Origin of the sequence: uncultured Adlercreutzia sp., from assembly GCA_910585575.1 — a bacterium.
GTDB lineage: Bacteria > Actinomycetota > Coriobacteriia > Coriobacteriales > Eggerthellaceae > Adlercreutzia.
The window spans coordinates 13,449-32,363 of the sequence record CAJUFS010000025.1 but is presented as its reverse complement, the minus strand read 5'-3'; the positions used below and the strand labels follow the sequence as shown (position 1 = coordinate 32,363).

Sequence of the window (18,915 nt, the reverse complement as noted above, 5' to 3'; positions counted from 1 at the left end):
CCACCGCGTAGCCGCCCTTGAAGGGGTAGTCGCGGAAGTACATGGTGAAGCAGGCTTGCTCGTCCACTTTCCCGGCGTCCCAGTAGCCCTGGGCCATGGTGATCTGGTACAAATCGGTCAGAAGCGCGTAATCCACGTTCATGGTTGTAAAGCCTTCCTAGTTCCCGAAGTTGGTTCCGCCGGCATTGCCGCCGCCATCGCCCTTGGGCTTATGGCTGCGACGACGGCGCCGGGGCTTGCGCGCAGCCTCGCCCTCGGCCTTGGGCGCCGAGCCCTGACCCGCCGGGCGACCACTGCCCTTGGAGGCGCCCCCGTCGGTGCGGCGCGCCGCGTCGTCATGCTGGCGCAGCCCCGAGGACTTCTGGCCCGGACGCGGACCGCCGCTCTTCGCCTTACGCTGGCCGCCCTGGCTCTGTTTGGAGGAAGAGCCCTGCTTGGCCCCGTCGCGGCTGCCGCCGTCCCGGGTGCGGCGGACGCGCTTGGGTGCGCCGTCTTTGGAGCCCTCGCCCTTGGCGTCGCTGCGCGAGGTGGACACGCGCTCCAAGGCGTGGCCGTCCTCGCCCTGGGCCAGCTTCGTAGAGCGGCGACGACGGCGCGGCGGCTGGGGCGCCGGGGCGGCCTCGGCGCTTCCCGAACGGCCGCTGCGACGGGAACGGCCGCCGGACGAAGATCCCGAGCGACGAGAGCCCTCATCGCCCTTCTTCGAGCGACCGCCCCCTGTGTGGCGCACCTTCGGCCCCTCGGCCAACTTGTCCGAGCCGGTGAACTGGCTCGTGGTGAAAATGAGCGCCTCGCCCTGCATGGGGCTGTGCTCGGTGGTGGCCTCTTCCCAGGCCTCCTCGCCCACCACGGTGGGACGGTTGCCCTCCTGCGGCGCTTCAAAATCGGCCAGGGGCACCTTCACCGGCTTTTCACCCTCCACCTTGAGCGAGATGATCTCGCGCGGCACGTCGTGGTCGACCACCTTGGCGGGGCCCGCCGGCGTCTGCACCGTGCCGTTCAGCTTGGGCGCGCGGCTCTTGAAGTCCTTGTAGGCGTCGAACTCGTAGCGCAGGCAGCACATCAAACGGCCGCACAGACCCGAGATCTTCTGGGGGTTGAGAGATAGGCCCTGCTCCTTGGCCATGCGAATGGACACGGGGCAGAACTCGCCGCCCAGCCGCTTGCAGCACAGCTCCTGTCCGCAGTGGCCCAGGCCGCCCACCATGCGCGCCTCGTCGCGCACACCAATTTGGCGCATGTCGATGCGCACATGGAAGTGAGCCGCCAGCTTGCGCACCAGCTCGCGGAAGTCGATGCGCTCCTCGGCCTCGAAGTAGAAGACCGCCTTGTCGCCGTCGAGCAGAAACTCCACCGACACCGGATGCATGTCCTCGTGGGCCTCGCGGGCCATCTCCTTGAACACCGGCAGCGCCTCGCGGGACTTCTGCTCCATCTCGGCGGCGCGCTCGACATCCTCGTCGGTGGCCAGGCGCTCCACGGGCCGCAGCGGCGTCTTCAACGCCTTTACCTGCTCCTCGGGCACTTCGATAATGTCGCTGGCCGCAATGCCGAACTCGGTGCCGCGGGCCGTGCGCACCACGACAGGGGCGTCTTTCTCGATAACCAGATCGCCGGGATCGAACCACAGCGTCCGGGGATTAAAGGTCAAGTTAATCGGTGCTACCCGAACCATGTAAAACCTCTCTTACATCAAACAGCAGCGTGTCTATGCACGTTTCTGGGGATACATTATAGGCAAGGGCGCGCTCGCAGGCGTCCACCTTGGCGGCGGCCGCGGCCAGAGGAGCCGGGGCCAGGCCCGCGAACACCTCGCTCAAACGGTCGATGACGTCGACGTTGATGACCAGCTCGGGCGTGCCCGAGGCCAGCATGAGCCCGTCGCGCAGCCACGAGCGCGTGAGCGACAGCGTCTGGCGCAGGCTCTCCCGCGTCTTCGCCGACAGCTGGCGCTTATGGCGCCGCTCTATCTCGCGCAGGGCCGACTTTTGGAGGAAGTCGGCGTTCTCGGCCAGCTCGGCCTCTTGGTTCTCGCGCATGACGTCCAGCGGCGCCTGGGCGGCCTTCACCACGTCGGCGGCCATCTCGATGACATCCCAGTCGTCGGCGTACGGCAGACGGAAGAGTCCCTCGAACAGACGGGTGCGGAAAGCAAGGCGCTCGTTGTCGGGCGCGCGCAGGAAGGCCACGGCGCCGGTGATGGAGCCTCCGCAGGCCTCGATGGCAATGCGCGCCTGCTCGGGGGGCGCCCCCGTGTTCTGAGATACGATGGCCGCCGCCTCAGAGGCGGGAATATGGCGGAAGGGCACCACCTGGCAGCGCGACAAAATCGTAGGCAGCACCGACTCGCGAGTGCGGGCCAGCAGAATGAACACCACGTCGTCCGCCGGCTCCTCCAGGGTTTTCAAGAAGCTGTTCGCAGCACTGGTGCCCAACTGGTCCACGCGGTCGAGGATGTAGATCTTCCGCGTGCTTTGGATGGGGGCCAGCGCTGTGTCGGAGACAATATCGCGCACCTGCTCCACCAGATAGCCCGCTGCGCCCTCGGGAGCGAAATAGCGCACGTCGGGGTGCTTGCGCCGGGCGATGCGGCCGCACTGGTCGCAGGCGCCGCACAAGCCGCCGCGGGGCCCGTGGGGGCCCTTGGGGCACATCAGGGCCTGGGCCAGCGCATAGGCCGCGCTCGTCTTGTTCGATCCGGCCGGCCCCACGAAAAGATAGGCCTGGGTGACGCGCTCGGATATCACCGAGGCGCGCAGAAACTCGCGTACCTGGGGCTGGCCCAGAATGTTCTCAAAGGCATCAGCCACCGTAGGCCTCCTTCTCGCAGTGCTTGAGGGCCATCTCGTCGGCAACGAGCCCATCGATCGTGTCCTGGCCGGCCTCAAGGGCAACGCGCGCTTCGGGGAGCACATCGGCCACGGCCTGCAGCACCAAGCGGAAGGTGTCGGCGCGATGGCGCTGTGACTCCACAGTGCGCACCCGGGCAGGATCGGCGGCAGCCAGAGCCGCAAACCCCTCGGCCACGCGCTCGTGGAAGGCATCGCCGGCACGCTCGAGGCGGTCGGCCTCGGCGCGATGGCCCATGCGCGCCCGCACGGCATCGGCCGGCGCCACCAGCAGCACCGTGGCATCGGGCGCCACGTCGCCGCAGGCGAAGCGGTTGGCCGCATCGACGAAAGAACGGTCGAGCCCGCGCCCGTAGCCCTGGTAGGCCACGGTGGAGTCGGCGAAGCGGTCGCACAGCACCACCGCGCCCCGCTTCAGCGCCGGCGCGATGACCTCGTCCACAATTTGAGCGCGGGCGGCCTCGTAGATGAGCAGCTCGGCCCGGTCGCTCATGGCCTCGTGGGCCGGATCGAGCACCACGGCGCGCAGCGCCTCGCCCACGGCCGTGCCGCCGGGCTCGCGCAGGCAGAGTACTTCGCGCCCCGCATCCCGCAGCACGCGGGCGAGGAAGCGGATCTGGGTGGACTTGCCGGCGCCGTCGCCGCCCTCGAAGGTGACGAAGGTGCCGGGATATGTGCGCGCGGTTTCGGTCACGGCTGGGCTACTCCCCCTCGGCCAGGGCGCAGTCGCGCACAGCAGCGGCCACGGCATTGGCCACGCGGGGATCGAAGGGGTCGGGCATGACGAAGTCCTCGCTCAGCTCCTCGTCGGAGACAAGGGCGGCCAGGGCCTCGGCGGCCGCCAGTTTCATGGGCTCGGTAATGCGCTCGGCGCGGGCCTCCAAAGCCCCCTTGAAAATACCCGGGAAGGCGATGACGTTGTTCACCTGGTTCGGGAAGTCCGAGCGGCCCGTGCCCACCACGCGGGCGCCGGCAGCGCGGGCCTCGTCGGGGAAGATCTCCGGCACCGGGTTGGCCATGGCGAAGACAATGGCGTCATCGGCCATGGACGACACCATTTCCGGCGTGATAACGCCCGGGGCCGACACGCCGATGACAATATCGGCACCGACCATGGCGTCGGCGAGCGTGCCCTGGGAGTCTTCCAAATTCGTCACTTCCAGCATGGCGCGCTGGGCGTCGTTCATACCCTCGTAGCCCGAGCTCAGAATACCGCGGATGTCGCACATGGTGACGTTCTTGAACCCATAGGACAGCAGCAGCTTCGCAATGGCAATGCCTGCCGATCCGGCGCCGTTCACCACCACGCGGGCCGTAGCCTTGCCCTTGCCCGTCAGGCGCAGGGCGTTGATGATACCCGAGAGCACCACGATGGCCGTGCCATGCTGATCGTCATGGAAAACGGGAATGTCGAGGGCGTCGTTCAGGCGCGCCTCGATCTCGAAGCAGCGGGGCGCGGCAATGTCCTCGAGGTTGATGCCGCCGAACGCCGGGGCCAGGCGAATCACCGTCTCGATAATCTCCTCGGTGTCCTGGGTGTCCAGGCAGATCGGGAAGGCATCCACACCGCCAAAGGCCTTGAACAGGGCCGCCTTGCCCTCCATCACCGGCATGGCCGCCAACGGCCCGATATTGCCCAGGCCCAGCACGGCGCTGCCGTCAGACACCACGGCCACGGTGTTGGACTTGATGGTATAGGCATAGGCTGCTTCGGGGTCGGCGGCGATGGCCTTGCAGGCCTCGGCCACGCCGGGGGTGTAGGCGCAGGCCAGATCATGACGGTCAGCCAGGGGGGCCTTCGAGACCGTCTCGATCTTCCCCTGCCACTGCCCGTGCTTTTCCAACGACTCCTGAGCAATATCCATGACGTCCTATCCTCCGCGTCCTTGGGCGCCGCGGCTTCAAGAGCCGCCCGCGTTCATCTTGGTTCTAACCTGCCTATTGTACCCCGAAGCCGTCCGCGTACGCGCGGCTGCGCACAAGTCCCACACCTGAGCGCTTTGCGCTACACTGATGCCAACCGAAAGAGAGGAACCCATGGAAAACCCCCTCAACGCCCAACGGGTGGGCCAGGCGGTCTACGAGGCCATCCGCACCTGCGCCACCACCCTGCGCCCCGACTTCCGCGCCGGCATCGAGCAGGCGCGTGACGCCTGCCCCGCCGACAGCCGCGCCGCCGGCGTGCTCGATAGCATTCTGGAGAACGCCCGCATTGCCCAAGAAGATGGCGTGCCGCTGTGCCAAGACACCGGCAGCGTCTGGGTATGCCTGGAGGTGGGCGAGGAACTGGCGGTACCCGGCACCATCTTCTCCGAAGTCAACGACGCCGTGGCCCGCGCCTACACCGACGGACGTCTGCGCATGTCGCTTTTGAAGGACGCGCTCTTCGATCGCACGAACACCGGCAACAACACCCCGGCCTTCTGCGACGTGAAATTTGTCCCCGGTGCCCATGCCCGCCTGCACGTGCTGCTCAAGGGCGGCGGCTCCGACAATGCCTCGCGGGTGGTCATGCTGGCCCCGGGAGCCGGTGCCGCCGGGGTGCGTCAGGTCGTGCTCGACTGCGTGCGCGAAAAGGCGGCCAATGCCTGCCCGCCCCTAGTCATCGGCTTGGGCGTGGGCGCCACCTTCGACAAGGTAGCAGGCCTTGCCAAGCACGCCCTTCTGCGCGAAGTGGGCAGCCCCGCCGCCAGCGACGAGGCCCGCGCCTTCGAGGAAGAGCTGCTAGCCGAAGTAAATGCGTTGGGCTTGGGGCCGGGTGCCTTGGGCGGCTCCCCCACCGCTTTGGCCGTGCACCTGGAAACCGCGCCCTGCCACATCGCCGCGCTGCCCGTGGCCGTAAACATGGGCTGCTGCGCCATGCGCAGCGCCTCCATCGACCTTGTGTAACCCCAACAACCTCGTTCTCTCGCCCACCTTCGAAGGCAGGCGAACCGCTTCGGTAAGGATGTTCCCTATGTCGAAAACTGTTTCTCTCACCCTGCCGCTTACCCGCGAGGCCGTGGCCGACCTGGAAGCCGGCGACCACGTACTGCTCTCGGGCCCGGTCTACACCATGCGCGATGCCGGCCACGAGCGTGCTCTCCAATGCCTGCAGGACACCGGCCGCCTCCCCTTTAACCTGGATGGCGCCACCCTCTTCTACGCCGGCCCCACCCCCGCAGCCGCAGGACGCCCCTTGGGCTCGGTGGGCCCCACCACCGCCAGCCGCATGGACTTCGCCACGCCCCAACTGTTCGAGGCCGGCATTGTGGCCTGCATCGGCAAGGGCAAGCGCAGCCCCGAAGTGGTGCAGTCCTGCCAAGACACCGGCAGCATCTACCTCTGCACCATCGGCGGCGTCGCGGCCCTGTTGGCGAAAGCCGTCACCGAAAGCGAGCTCATCGGCTGGGAAGACCTGGGCACCGAGGCCCTGCGCAAACTAGAGCTGAAAGACTTCCCCGCCTACGTCGCCATCGACACAAAAGGCCGCGACCTCTACCGAGAGATAGAAGCCGCGGCCCAATAAGTTTTCTAATCAAGAAAGCGCGAGATCAGCACAGTAAACCGAGCGAGAAGCGCTCGGAGGGGGCAGTCCGTCGACCTCTGAGCGCCCCCTGGAGAACGCGGCCGTTAAGAAATAGCTTCCACTTCGCCAGCACCAGTCCAGGGACAGTACCGACTTATGGGCATCATCTTCGCTATTTCTTTTGCCGCGTTCGGAAGGGGAACAAGCGCTCAGCGGGCGACGGACTGCCCCCTCCGAGCGCTTCCCCGACGAGCCGCTATTTCTTCTTCCGCGTGCTCTTTTTGGCCGCTTTGGCCTTCTCTTCCTCTTCCTTCCCCGGACAGTCGAAGTTCGGGCACAGCTTCCAAGGCCCACGGGCGGTCTTGATAACCACGAGCGGCGCGCCGCAGTGCTCGCACACCTCTTCGGTGGGAATAATGTCGCCGTACTGGGGCAACGGGTAGCGGGTCTGGCACTCGTCGAAGTTCTCGCAAGTAACCGAGCGCTTCAGCGTGCGCGGGTTGCGACGGGCAATGAGCTTCATGTCCTTGCCGGCGGCAGCACAGGTGGGGCACTTCCCTACCACTACCTCGGGCTCCTGGTTGGAAGGACAGTTCGGGTCGATGCACTGGATGCGTGGCTTGCTGCGGAAGGCCGTCACCTTCACCTGGGGCATGCCGCAGGTGGGGCACTTCTCGGGCACGGCCTCGATCTTGCCCTTGGGCAGCGGGTAGGTGACATCGCAGTCGGGCCAGCCGGCACAGCCGATGAACATGGACTTCGTCTTATGGCTGGCGCGCAGCTGCAGGTCCTTGCCGCACTTGGGGCACGGGCCTACGTAGGCGTCGGCGGCCACGGCGTCGGCCAGGGCGTCGGCCACTTCCTCGGAATGGGGAATGAGGCTGGCCAGCTGCTCGGACAGCAGGTTGCGCGACTTCTCCACCACCTCGTCCTTGGACACCGCGCCCTCGGCGATGCGGTCCATGGAGTGCTCCAGCTCGGCGGTCATCTCCGCGTGGGTGATGTGCGGAGCAAACTTATCGAGGGCGCCAATGACGGCAATGCCCAGCTGAGAGGGCTCGATGGGGTCGTTCTGCACGTACTTCACCTGGTAGAGGCGCTCGATGATGGAGGCGCGGGTGGACTTGGTGCCCAGGCCCAGCTTCTCCATTTCCTGGACGAGCTTGCCCTGAGAGTAGCGCGCCGGGGGCTCGGTCTGCTTCTTCGTGCAGGTGGCGCCGTTGAAGGCAATGGTGGCGCCCTCGGTCATGGCGGGCAGCTGCTCGTCCTTCTTCAGGCCGTAGGGGTAAATGGCACGGAAGCCGGGCTCGGCCAGCACGTCGCCCTTGGCCACGAAAGGCTCGCCGGCCACATCGAGCGTCACCTTCGTGCCCTCCACCGTGGCCGGGCCCGACAGGGTGGCCAGGAAGCGGCGGGCAATAAGGTTGTATAGCTTGTAGTCGGCCGCGGACAGATCGTCCGGCGTGGCCTTGGCCGTGGGATAGATGGGCGGGTGGTCGGTGGTCTCGGTCTTCCCGCGGGTGGCCTTCAAAGGACCGGCGCCCAGAAGCCGCTTGCAGTAGGGGCCATAGGCCGGATTGCCGGCAATGGCATTCACCACCTCGGCCAAGTCCAGCGACTTCGGGTACACCGTGTTATCCACACGGGGGTAGGAAATATAGCCGTCCATGTACAGGCTCTCGGCAATGCGCATGCAGCGGGCCGGGGAGATGCCCTCGGCCGAAGCCGCGGCCATGAGCGACGTGGTGTTGAAGGGCACCGGCGGCTGCACCGTGCGCTTCTTCTTCTCGATAGAAGCCACGCGCGCCGTGGTGGCGCCCTTGACGTGGTCCATGGCCGCCGTGGCCTCGGCCTCCACCTTGAAGCGGGCCGTGGCATGGGGCGCCTCGAAGGCCTCGGGGCCGTCGCCGGCCGTGGGGCCTGCAGCCGCGCCGGCATCGAAAGCGCCGCGGATGACCCAGTAATCTTCCGGCACAAAGGCCATGCGCTCGCGCTCGCGCTCCACAATAAGGGCCAGCGTAGGCGTCTGCACGCGGCCCGAGGAGCGCACGTTGCCGTAGCCAGCAAACTTCACCAGGGTCAGGTAGCGCGTGAGCACGGCGCCCCAGATAAGGTCGATGTCCTGGCGGGACGCGCCGGCACTGGCCAGATCGTCGTCCATGGGCACCAGATTGGCGAACGCATGGGTGATCTCGGGCTTGGTAAACGCCGAGTAGCGGGCACGGGATACCGGCGCCGTCTCGTTCACCTGGCGGCAGCAGGCCAAAGCGTCCGAGCCGATGAGCTCGCCCTCGCGGTCGAAGTCCGTGGCGATGATGATGGAATCGGCCTTCTTCGCCAGGTTCTTCAGCGAGCGGATGATGTCCTTCTCTTTGGGCAGCTTCTCGATGGGCGCGTAGATAAGATAGGGCAGCGCCTCCATCTTCCAGCCCTTGAGCTCTACGCCGTCGGCGGTGAAGGGCTTTTTCTTCTTGAAGGGGGGCTTGGGCAAATCGGCTGGGATAACCGCCGGCAGCGCCTCGCCCTCGGCCGTAACGCCCGTCCAGCCGCCGCGCTTCTTATAGATAAGAGAGGGAGTGAAGTCGGGCTCTAGGATGTGGCCGCGCAGGCCGATGGTCACCCACTCCTCCCCGTCTACATCAAATCGGTACACCGGGGTGTTGAACACCTTGTCGGCCTTGGGCTTGGTGGCGCCCAACAGGTCGGCGATCTTGACCGCCGCGTCGTTCTTCTCGGTTACGACCAGCTTCACGCTACTCCTCCTTTGCGGCCGCCCCGGGCGGCCCTCACGTTCGCACGGATTCCCCTTTTAAAGTTTTACGTGCGCGGGGTTTCAAATACGGCGCCGAAGCGACAGGCAGCGCCGCCCGTCCAAGCGCATGGGGCATAGCATACACGATTTCGAAGGGCGCGCAAGAAATTTATGGACTCGATGGAAAAGCGCCCATCTTGCCACGGCGCCCGTTATGATCGTACTTCCCGCACCGAGCCCCGATAGAAAGGGACTGTTCTATGAACAAGATCATCAAGGCCCTGGTCGGATTGATTTTCGTCTTCATTCTGGCCGTCGGCGTCTTTGGCATCCTGCCTCAGCTGGGCCTCGAGAGCCCCTGGGCGAACAACCCCTTGAGCAGCCTATTCGAGGGCGGCAAGAACGCCGCTGCCAACGCAGCCCTCGACGCCAGCGGCTTGAAGAGCAAAGCGGCCACGGCCCTGCAGAACAACCGCGAGAACATCGCCGCAAAAACCGGCATGTCCGTGGAGCAGGTAGATGCGGCCATCGATGCGCTCGATATCGAAAGCTGGGAGGCCACCACCCTGCCCGAGGGCGCCACCGAGACCGGCTCCTCCTCGATCAGCTACGGCGGCACCGACGCCACTATCACCACCTACGACGATCCCTCGGTGGTCACGGTTGACGCCTATGGCCAGTCTATGACCCTCTCGGTGCCCGCGGGCGCCCAGGACTACCTCCCCTATCTGGCCTATCTGTAGGCCGCACTTCCTACCGCGCGCCCTTCAAACGCTTTTGGTAGGCGCGTACGATCTGCGAGAGCGTGAAGCACACCACGAAGTAGATGAGGGCCAAAAGCGCGAAGATGGCGAAGATCTGCACGGTGGAGTTGTAGCTGTTCATGAGGATCATGCCGCGACCCATGAGTTCTTGCAGCGCCATGGCGCCCCACAGATACGACGTGTCCTTGATGGTGGTCACGAACTGCGACAGCAGCGCCGGCACCATGTTGCGCAGAGCCTGGGGCATGATGATGTACAGGTACATCTGCGGCGCTGAGAAGCCCTGGCTTTTGGCCGCCTCGTACTGGCCGCGGGGCACGCTGGCCAGGCCGCCGCGCACAATTTCGGCCACCGAGGCCGCCGTGAACAGGGTGAAGGCCACCACCGCTGCGGGCAGCGGGGGCAGCTGGGCCACGAAGAACGTGAACATGATCCACAGCAGAAGCGGCGTGTTCTTGAACAGCTCCACGTAGGCGATGGCGATGCCGCGCAGCACCTTATGCGACGATCCGCGCATGATGGAGATAAGGGCGCCCAGCACCACCGAGCAGGCAATGGAAAGCGCCGAGATGATCAGCGTGAGCCCGAGCCCTTGAAGCAGGAACACCAGGTTGGTCCACGTAAGCAGAGCCAGCACGTCACTCATGGTCGCCACCTCCCTTCCGACGCGGCTTGGGCACCTTGCTGCGCGCCGCCTTGCGATGGAGCGAGCGGGCAATTCGTCCCGCACCGCTCGAGCGTCGCGGATGCTTCTTGCCGCGCTCGGCCCGCTCCTGCCGACGTACGCGCGCAACCGCGCGACGGCGCTCGGCCGCCGTCACCTCGGCCTGGGCCAGCTCCAAACCGATATCGTCGGCAATTTCCGCCGCTTGGTTGCCGGTAAACGTCGGCGGGGCGAAGGGCTCCCAGTCGATGGGGTGCTCTTCGGTCCTCAGCTTGTCGTCCAAGGCGCAGGCCTCCACGAGCCCGACGCCCTCGTCCGTCACGGCAATTTCCACGGCCCAGGTATGGTGCGGATGGCGTGGCGAGGGCACCTCGCGCGCCGGCACCAAGGTGGTGGTGCCGCGGGTCATGGTGGTCACGCCGCCGGCGAGAGCTGCTGTGGCCGCATGGCCGGTAATGTCGTGGGTGCCCGGCGTCACCTCCACAGCATCGGCGGCCAGCGCCTCGGTGGCATCGCCCGTGGTCACATGGCGGTGCGCACCCATGCGCTTCTCCAGCCCCACCGCTGCCCGAGAAAGCGGGAAGCAGATGACGAAGTACAGCAGCGCGGCCACCACATAGGCCGGCCCATAGTAGCTGGTATCGCCGGCAAAGGAATTCGAGAAGTACATGAGCTCGCCACCAGCCACCAGGGCCAGCACCGAGGTGTTCTTCACCAAGTTCGCCGCCTGCACGGCCAAAGGCGGCAAGATAATGCGCATGGCCTGGGGCAAGATAATAAGCGTCATCGTCTGCACCGATGAGAATCCCTGGCTCTTCGCCGCCTCGAACTGGCCGCGGTGCACCGAACCGATGCCGCTGCGCACCACTTCCGACATATAGCCGCCGTGGTACAGGCCAATGGCCAGCACCCCGATCCAGAAGGTGGTGAGGGACAGCCCCAGCAGCGGAAACACGGCATAGAGCACGAACACCTGCAGAAGCAGCGGCACGTTCTGCACCGTCTCCACGTAGATGCGCGTAAGCGCGCGCAGCCCACGGAACCGCGAGACCGAGAACACCCCGAATACGAACCCGAACACGAGGGCGATCACCAGGGCCAAAGCAGAAATGGCCACGGTGGTGCCGAAGGCGGCCAAAAGCTCGGGCCAGCGGGCGAAGAGCGCCTCCCATTTGTAGGGCGCGAATACCTCCATCAGGACGCACCTCCCTCACGGGCGGGGGCATCGGCCGCCGTCGCGCTGGCGGCATCGGCAGGGATGTCAGCCGCTGTCGCGCCATCGGCATCGTCGGGGTCGTCGGCGGTATCACCGGCGCCCAGGCCCGTGCCGCCCGCGGCCTCCTCGGCCTGCACATCGGCCTCGGTGACCAGGGACAGGCCCCAGCGCTCTTTGAGGGCGGTCAAAGTGCCGTCAGCCTCCATGGCAGCGATGGCGTCGTCGACCTGAGCAGAAAGCTCGCTGCCCTTCTTGGTGGCCACACCGTACTCCTGAGGTGCGAACTGAGTGGGCAGCAGATAGGTGGTATCGTCCTGGTAGCCCACCAAAATGGAGCTGTCCACGGAAAAGGCGTCCACGCGACCGGCCACGAGGGCGATCTTGATCTCGGGATAAGTGGCGTACTCGGCGAAGTTCAGTGTGATGCCAATTTCGGCGGCCGCCTCGCGCAGCTTGTCTTTAGTAGTGGCCGAAAGCGCTACGCCCACGGTCTTGCCGTTGAGCCCGGCCAAGTCGGTAATGCCCGAGTCCTTCTTCACCAGCACGCCGATGTGGTCAATGTAGTAGGGACGGGAGAAGTCGTAGGTGCGCTTGCGCTGCTCGTTGATGGTGAAGGTGGCCAGCGCCGCATCGAGCGTGCCGTTGTCGATCATGGCGCCGCGCGTCGTCACGTTCACGCCCACGAGCTCCAACGCGTTCGAGTCCCCCTTGATGCGCGCCGCCAGCTCGCGGGCCACATCCACCTCGAGCCCCTCCACGCTTCCCGTCTCGGGATTCTGGAAGCCGAAGCCGGGCACGTCGATTTTCGTACCCACGCGCAGCACATCTCCCGTCGGAGCGCAGCCGCCCAGGGATACGCCCGTCCCTCCTAGCAGCAGGGCCGCCGTCACCCCGCCGGAAAACCTCAGGAATTGCCGCCGTGTAAGAGATGTCGTCGCCATGGCCCTCACCTACAGAATTTTCGAGAGAAAGGCCTGCACGCGCTCGTTGGACGAGGGGCCGAACAGGTACTCCGGCGTCCCCTCGTCGACCACGAGCCCGTTTTCCATGAACACCACCTTGTCGGCAGCGTCGCGGGCCAAGCCCATCTCGTGGGTAACCATGACAATGGTCATGTTCGTCTCGGCCAGGGACTTGATAACGTCGAGCACCTCGTTCACCATCTCGGGGTCAAGGGCGCTCGTGGGCTCGTCCATGAGCATGATCTTCGGATGCATGTTCAGCGCCCGGGCGATGGCCACGCGCTGCTGCTGGCCGCCGGAGAGCTGGTCGGGGTACTTGTCGAGCTTGTTGGACAGCCCTACGCGCTCCAGATAGGCCAGGCCCGCTGCCTCGGCCTCGGCCTTCGGCACCTTCAGCACCTTCTCGGGGGCGAAGGTGACATTTTCCAGCACGGTCTTGTGCGGGTAGAGGTTGTAGCCCTGGAACACCATGGCCACTTCGCTGGCCAGCTTGCGGCCGTCCACCTTCTTGGCCATCATGTCGATGCCGTTCACGGTAAGCTGGCCCGAATCGGGTCGCTCGAGACCGTTGATAGAGCGAATAAGCACGCTTTTGCCCGAGCCCGACGGCCCGATGACAACAACCTTCTCGCCCTCGGCTACCTCCAGCGAAACACCCTTCAGGGCCTCCACGGCGCCGAAGTTCTTCTTAATGTCCTTAACCGAAATGAGGGGTTCCACGATACGCACTCCTAACCTCGGGGCGTTTTTATGATCGGGAAAAGTTTATCGGCAAACCGTCAAAAGACGGTTTCGCCCAGAAAACACCTGCGCGACGGAAGCATGACAGGCAGGGTCAAGGACATCGAGGGGCACGGACAAGCCCCCTCACACAGAACGGCTCCCCGGAGGAGCCGCATTGGGCCATCCCTCCGGGGAGCCGTCCCATTCTCTCAACGCAACAGGGGCCAAGGACCCTGGAGAGCGCCCTAGGCTGCGGCGCTCGGGGCTGCCGCCTTCGCCGCCTTCGCCTCCTCCGCTTTCTCCCGATCGAGCACCGCTTGCATGGCGGCAATAGCACACTCGATTTGACCCTCGTCGGGCTCGTTGGTGGTCAGGTACTGCATCTGCATGCCCGGCCACAGGATCACCTTCACCAGCGGGTTGTCCGGGTGGCTGCCCGCCCACTTCACCGTAATCTCGTAGGAAATGCCGGCGATCAGCGGCATAAGCACGATGCGGGCCACAATGACCAGCACGAGCTTGGGAAGCCCGTCGGGCACGCCGAACCCGGCGATGATGGCGTTCAGCGGGAAAATGGTGTACACGAGAATGGCGATGACCATGACCATGATGAGGAACGCCGTGCCGCAACGCACGTGCAGGCGCGGGAAGCTCTTCGCGTTTTCCGGGGTCATTTCCAGCCCGTGCTCGAAGCAGTGGATAGTCTTATGCTCGGCGCCGTGATACATGAACATGCGCTTGATGTCGTCCATGCGGCCGATGAGCCAGATGTAGAACACGAACACCGCTACGCGCAAGATGCCGTCCACGATATTCCAGGCCAGCGTATGGTCGTCGTACTCGCCCACGATGAGATTCGTGATAGCCGCGGGAGCCACAATGAACAGCACGACGCCGAGCACCACGCCCACCACCATGGAGATGACCATCTCGCGATGGCCGAAGGACTCTTCTTCGGACGAGGCGTCAGCCGCAGGCGCCTCCGCGGGAGCGGGACCAGGCGGCACCGGTTTTTCGCCGGCCTCGTGTTCGGGTCCCGGCGCCGCAGGCTCCGCGACCACCTCGAGCGTGCGCTGAGCCCCCAGCGCGTCCACCATGGTATCCGGGCGCCCGAAGTCGCGCTTCCAATCGAAGCCGGCGTCCGTCTGGCCTGTCGCGGGCTGCGGTGCCGCCTCGGCTGCAGCATCCTGACTCTCGGCTGCAGCATCCTGGCTCTCGGCTGCTGGGCCGTTGCCCTCGGCCTTCGCGCGCTTCTCCTCGTCGAGGGCCACGGCGGCCGCGCCCTCAAGCTCGGCCTCGGCTTCCACGAAGTTGGCCTCGGCCACGGCCTTCTGCTCGCCCTCCTCGTCGCCGAAGGCGTGCAACGCCGCAATTTCCAGCGCCTTGAACCCCAGCATGAGCGATTCCACCAGCGCCCGGCAGCCGCGCACCAGCGGCCAGTACATCCAGCCGTTCTTGTCTTTGCCCGAGGCCAGATCGTGCTCTTCCACATAAATGGCGCCATCCGGCTCGCGCACGGCCACGGCCCAGTTGTACTTGCCGCGCATCATGACGCCCTCGATGAGGGCCTGGCCGCCTACGTGGGTCTTCAGCGCGCCATCTTCCGCAAAGGCACGGGAGAGGTCGCTCTTCTCTCTGGTCATATCAGATCATCCATTTCTGACGCTATCGATAAGGTCACAGCAAAAGCAGGGCCACTGGCCCGGGCGCTCATCCCCGCACTCATCCGAGCGCGCATCCCGGCAACTCACCCGAGCGCTCAGCTGGTCGCGCTCGCCCGAGCGCGACCAAAAGCCTTAGCTCGCTTCTAGGAACACGGGGGGATCCTTTGCGCCCGGCCGGGGTTTCTCGGCTACAGAGCCGAGCGATCAACTTTCGGATAGGGATTGCCGCAGGTCATTTTTCCCTCGGGGCACGGGCCGTGCACGCAAGGCGCCCCGGCATCGGCGAAGATGAACGGCGCCGTAGGACGGGCCAGCTCCAGCATCTTCCACGCCATCTCTCGAATTTCCCACTGGGCGCGGTTGCAGCAGCGCAGCTCGAAGAAGTGCAGCAGCTCGCGCACGTTCATGGTGATGACGATCTTACTCTCGGCGGCGTTGGGCAGCAGGTAACGGGCGTCCTCGGCGGGAATGCCGGCCTCGATCAAAGCGCGGTAGGCGTTCGAAACGGCGTCGATAGCCTCGTCGAACAGACGGTTCGCCTCGGCATCGGCCGCCACGGTCTCGGGCTTTACCATAGGGATTTCGCCCTTGAACTTCACATAGCGCTGAGACTGCTGGTTGAAGCTGGCAATGCGGTGACGCACCAGCTGATGCGTAAGGGCACGGGAGACGCCGTCGACGGCGAAGGTATAGCTCGCATGTTCGAGGGTGGAGAAGTGGCCGGAACCCATGATGGTGGAAAGCACGCTCTTCACGCGCTCGGGCGGCATGGTCTCCATCAACTCGGAGGCGCCCACCGGCGCATAGCACAGACGCGCGGCCGTGGCGATGGCGCGCTCGGGGTCGGGCGTGTGGTACAGAAGTTCTACCTGCATGGTCTCTCCTCGAATCTCGTTTGCGTCTGAAAGAAGTATAATGGCACGACCCGCGAGCGCCCCAGGCGCTTCGACGAACCTAACAAGGAACACAATCGCCGCGCCCAGCCGGGACGCCAAGGAGGCCGCCATGACCGATGCATTCACCCCTACCCTTACGGCCACCGACTGGAACGAGGAATGGAAAGCGTTGCAGAAGGCACGGCGCCACGCTGACGACGCCTCTTACTGGGACAAGCGCTCCGCCACCTTCACCACGAAGGACGCTCCCAGCCGCTATGTAGAGGCATTCCTGGAATACGCCGCCATCAGGCCCGGCGAGACCGTCTTCGACATGGGCTGCGGCACCGGCGCTTTAGCCATACCGCTCGGCGAGGCAGGTCACAAGGTAGTAGCGGCCGACTTCTCCCAGGGCATGCTCGACCAGATGGAGGCCGCCCTGGCCGAACGCGGCATCCGCACCGTGTTTCCGAAGCTCATGAGCTGGGAGGACGACTGGCCGGCCTTCGGAGTCCGCGAGGGCATGACCGACATCGCCCTGGCCTCCCGCTCCATTGCCACGGCCGATTTGCGCGAGTCGCTGCTGCGCCTGACCGAGGTGGCGCGCCGCCGCGTGTGCATCACCCTGGCCACCGGCTCCTCGCCGCGCATCGACGAGCGCATTCTCGCCGCTGTGGGGCTACCGCAGGTGCTGGGGCGCGACTACCTGTACGCCTTCAACATTCTTGCCTGCGAGGGCATCAAGGCGGAGGTACGCTACATCCACAGCACCCGCGATGACAGCTTCGCTACCCCCGAGGACGCCTACGAGAAGCTTTCCGCCATGATCGGCGACTGCTCGGCCGTACAGGCGACCGACGCCGAGCGCGAGCAAGCCCGCGGTCGCCTGCGCGAATGGCTTGCCGAAAACCTTGTGCCCAACGAGAACGCCGGGCTGCCCGATTGCAAGGGAGTAGCGCAGAACCCTTGGCGTCTGCGCGAGCCCCGCACCGTCACCTGGGCTTTCCTCGCCTGGGATAAATAGACGTAAAAAAAGCGGCCCGGAATTCCGGGCCGCTTTGCTTTGGTTTGTTTCTAAATGCTTAGAGACGCTCCACGTTGCTGGCCTGCAGCTTGCCGTTCTGACCCTCGGTCACCTCGAACGTCACCGCGTCGCCCTCGTTCAGGGTCTTGAAGCCGTTCATCTTGATCTCGGAGAAGTGAACGAACAGATCCTCGCCGTCGTTCTGAGAGATGAAGCCGTAACCCTTCTCGGGGTTGAACCACTTGACAGTACCTTCCGCCATTTTAAATCCTCTTTCCTCTTTCCGGTCTCCCGGAAAGGTAATAACGCGTGCTGCATGGCGGCAACACTCGCCCTCACCTCGAGGGCACGGGTGACACTATACGCTACTTTGTCCCAATTTCCGCGGAAAAAAAGTTTCTCCACTAGATGCCGTCAGAACCGCCATCTTGGGTAATAAGCGCCTCTATTTCCTCGTCAGAAACAGATTCTTCGGACAGGGCATGGCCAAAGGCGTCAGCCAGGGCGAAGGCCTGGCGATGGCGCAGGGCAGCCGCCTCGGCGTTGCCGGCCTCGTTGTAATAGCGCGAAGACAGCAAGAGGCTGCGTGCAATGTACTCGGTGACATGAGGGTCGACTCCCGATATCTGCAGAACCTGGGCCATGGATTCGGGCGCCAGGGAAAGCAGTGCCTCGCCGTCCAGATCGGTGGCCTCGCCCAGAGCCGCATCGAGCATCTGAGCGGCTCCGTCGGGATCGTCCTCGCCGGAAGCCCGCTCCATGGAGCGGCGAATGGCGCCCAAAAGCTGCGCGATAATGCGCATGAGGTAGTCTTGCTCGAACATACTGGTTCCTTTCGCGTTACAGCGCAGGCGGGGTAAGGCCCAAGTGCTCCCACGCGTGAGCCGTGGCCTGCCGCCCTTTCGGCGTGCGCATCATCAGGCCTTGCTGCATGAGGTAAGGCTCATAGACGTCCTCCACCGTATCGGGGTCTTCCGCCAGAGCCGAAGCCAAGGTGGTAAGGCCCACGGGCCGGCCCCCGAACTGCACGCAGAGCACCTCGAGCAAGCGGTTGTCCACCGCGTCGAGCCCCAGGTGATCCACTTCGAAAAACGTCAGGGCCTCGGCGGCTACATCCTCGGTGATAGCTCCGTCGCCCCGCACCTGGGCCCAATCGCGCACCCGTTTCAGCAGGCGGTTGGCAAGACGCGGCGTGCCGCGGCTGCGCCGGGCGATTTCCAGGGCGCCTTCTTGATCGATGGCGACGTTGAGGATGCCCGCCGAGCGGCACACGATAAGGGCCAGCTCCTCGGGCGTGTAATACTGCAGACGGAACGCCACGCCGAAGCGATCGCGCAAAGGCCCTGTGAGCAAGCCCGTGCGGGTGGTGGCGCCGATAAGCGTGAAGCGCGGCAAGTCGAGACGGATAGAGCGGGCGGCAGGGCCCTTGCCCACGACAATATCCAGCTCGAAGTCTTCCAAGGCGGGGTAGAGCACTTCCTCGACCATGCGATTCAGGCGATGAATCTCGTCGATGAAGAGCACATCGCCCTCTTCCAAATTGGTGAGAATGGCCGCCAAGTCGCCCGTACGGGCAATGGCCGGCCCCGAGGTGGTGCGGATGGAGGAGCCCAGCTCGTTGGCCACCACCGTGGCCAAGGTGGTTTTTCCCAGACCCGGAGGGCCCGAGAACAGGATATGGTCGGCCACATCGCCCCGGGCCTGGGCCGCCTGGATCATAATGCCCAGCGACTCCTTCACCTTTGTTTGGCCCAGATAGTCCTCTAAGCGCTTAGGGCGCAGAGAGAAATCAAGCTCGAGATCGTCCTCGGTGAACGTGGGCGCCACCGTGCGCGAGCGGCCATCGGCCGCGCCGCCCTCGGGGCGCTCGGCCACAAACCCGATGCCTTCTATGTCCAAGTCGTATGCCACGTG

At 65.1% G+C, this 18,915-nt stretch carries 19 protein-coding genes; 4 read left to right on the top strand and 15 right to left on the bottom strand.

All coding sequences use genetic code 11. The features are described from left to right. The 5 genes from QZ307_RS05025 to QZ307_RS05005 all read right to left on the bottom strand — a co-directional run. The coding region (locus QZ307_RS05025; RefSeq protein WP_295996741.1) for a hypothetical protein at positions 1–142 on the bottom strand (142 nt) is incomplete at its 3' end. Between the two features lie 15 nt (positions 143–157). Beyond that, the gene (ricT, locus tag QZ307_RS05020) at positions 158–1,675 is read right to left on the bottom strand and encodes a regulatory iron-sulfur-containing complex subunit RicT (protein ID WP_295996738.1); all 1,518 of its coding nucleotides are present in this window, start codon (positions 1,673–1,675) and stop codon (positions 158–160) included. Further along, a complete protein-coding gene (locus tag QZ307_RS05015) occupies positions 1,653–2,810 on the bottom strand; it encodes a DNA polymerase III subunit delta' (RefSeq protein WP_295996737.1) in 1,158 nt (385 codons plus the stop codon). Before QZ307_RS05015 ends, ricT begins: the two co-directional genes overlap by 23 nt. Further along, positions 2,803–3,543: a dTMP kinase gene (gene tmk, locus QZ307_RS05010; RefSeq protein WP_295996734.1), complete on the bottom strand. Its 741-nt coding sequence runs from the start codon at positions 3,541–3,543 to the stop codon at positions 2,803–2,805. Before tmk ends, QZ307_RS05015 begins: the two co-directional genes overlap by 8 nt. A 7-nt stretch (positions 3,544–3,550) precedes the next feature. Continuing rightward, complete coding sequence (locus QZ307_RS05005; protein WP_295996731.1) at positions 3,551–4,714, bottom strand: NADP-dependent malic enzyme; 1,164 nt, start codon at positions 4,712–4,714, stop codon at positions 3,551–3,553. A 172-nt stretch (positions 4,715–4,886) separates the two neighbouring features. Here QZ307_RS05005 and QZ307_RS05000 point away from each other — a divergent pair, with 172 nt between their 5' ends. Next, complete coding sequence (locus QZ307_RS05000; protein WP_295996728.1) at positions 4,887–5,738, top strand: fumarate hydratase; 852 nt, start codon at positions 4,887–4,889, stop codon at positions 5,736–5,738. Between the two features lie 67 nt (positions 5,739–5,805). Next, positions 5,806–6,357: a FumA C-terminus/TtdB family hydratase beta subunit gene (locus tag QZ307_RS04995; protein ID WP_295996725.1), complete on the top strand. Its 552-nt coding sequence runs from the start codon at positions 5,806–5,808 to the stop codon at positions 6,355–6,357. Between the two features lie 256 nt (positions 6,358–6,613). Here QZ307_RS04995 and QZ307_RS04990 read toward each other — a convergent pair whose 3' ends face one another. Beyond that, entirely contained in the window at positions 6,614–9,109 is a 2,496-nt protein-coding gene (locus QZ307_RS04990) for a DNA topoisomerase I (RefSeq protein ID WP_295996722.1), read from the bottom strand. A gap of 260 nt (positions 9,110–9,369) precedes the next feature. On the opposite strand from QZ307_RS04990, the gene QZ307_RS04985 reads away from it, so the two are divergent. Next, positions 9,370–9,852: a hypothetical protein gene (locus QZ307_RS04985; protein ID WP_295996719.1), complete on the top strand. Its 483-nt coding sequence runs from the start codon at positions 9,370–9,372 to the stop codon at positions 9,850–9,852. Between the two features lie 10 nt (positions 9,853–9,862). Here the strand turns inward: QZ307_RS04985 and QZ307_RS04980 are convergent, their stop codons facing one another. The 6 genes from QZ307_RS04980 to thyX form a co-directional block, all read right to left on the bottom strand. Next, the gene (locus QZ307_RS04980; protein WP_295996715.1) at positions 9,863–10,519 is read right to left on the bottom strand and encodes an amino acid ABC transporter permease; all 657 of its coding nucleotides are present in this window, start codon (positions 10,517–10,519) and stop codon (positions 9,863–9,865) included. Continuing rightward, positions 10,512–11,732: an amino acid ABC transporter permease gene (locus QZ307_RS04975; protein ID WP_295996712.1), complete on the bottom strand. Its 1,221-nt coding sequence runs from the start codon at positions 11,730–11,732 to the stop codon at positions 10,512–10,514. Before QZ307_RS04975 ends, QZ307_RS04980 begins: the two co-directional genes overlap by 8 nt. Then, complete coding sequence (locus QZ307_RS04970) at positions 11,732–12,694, bottom strand: substrate-binding domain-containing protein (protein WP_295996709.1); 963 nt, start codon at positions 12,692–12,694, stop codon at positions 11,732–11,734. Before QZ307_RS04970 ends, QZ307_RS04975 begins: the two co-directional genes overlap by 1 nt. Positions 12,695–12,703: 9 nt before the next feature. Next, positions 12,704–13,435, bottom strand: a complete 732-nt coding sequence (locus QZ307_RS04965) for an amino acid ABC transporter ATP-binding protein (protein ID WP_295996707.1) — start codon at positions 13,433–13,435, stop codon at positions 12,704–12,706. A 248-nt stretch (positions 13,436–13,683) separates the two neighbouring features. Then, positions 13,684–15,081 carry a DUF1385 domain-containing protein gene (locus tag QZ307_RS04960; protein ID WP_295996704.1) on the bottom strand — a complete coding sequence of 466 codons (1,398 nt, stop codon included), beginning with the start codon at positions 15,079–15,081 and terminating at the stop codon, positions 13,684–13,686. A 209-nt stretch (positions 15,082–15,290) separates the two neighbouring features. Beyond that, on the bottom strand, positions 15,291–15,977 hold the full coding sequence (gene thyX / locus QZ307_RS04955) for an FAD-dependent thymidylate synthase (protein ID WP_295996702.1): 687 nt from the start codon (positions 15,975–15,977) through the stop codon (positions 15,291–15,293). A 130-nt stretch (positions 15,978–16,107) separates the two neighbouring features. Here thyX and QZ307_RS04950 point away from each other — a divergent pair, with 130 nt between their 5' ends. Further along, positions 16,108–17,001 (top strand): class I SAM-dependent methyltransferase, encoded by an 894-nt coding sequence (locus QZ307_RS04950; RefSeq protein ID WP_295996699.1) that lies wholly within the window; start codon positions 16,108–16,110, stop codon positions 16,999–17,001. Between the two features lie 58 nt (positions 17,002–17,059). On the opposite strand, the gene QZ307_RS04945 is transcribed toward QZ307_RS04950, so the two are convergent. From QZ307_RS04945 to ruvB, 3 genes are all read right to left on the bottom strand, one after another. Next, complete coding sequence (locus QZ307_RS04945; protein ID WP_275208187.1) at positions 17,060–17,263, bottom strand: cold-shock protein; 204 nt, start codon at positions 17,261–17,263, stop codon at positions 17,060–17,062. 142 nt (positions 17,264–17,405) lie between these two features. Continuing rightward, on the bottom strand, positions 17,406–17,825 hold the full coding sequence (locus QZ307_RS04940; RefSeq protein WP_295996695.1) for a hypothetical protein: 420 nt from the start codon (positions 17,823–17,825) through the stop codon (positions 17,406–17,408). A gap of 16 nt (positions 17,826–17,841) precedes the next feature. Further along, positions 17,842–18,912 carry a Holliday junction branch migration DNA helicase RuvB gene (gene ruvB / locus QZ307_RS04935; RefSeq protein WP_295996692.1) on the bottom strand — a complete coding sequence of 357 codons (1,071 nt, stop codon included), beginning with the start codon at positions 18,910–18,912 and terminating at the stop codon, positions 17,842–17,844. Positions 18,913–18,915 lie beyond the last annotated feature (3 nt).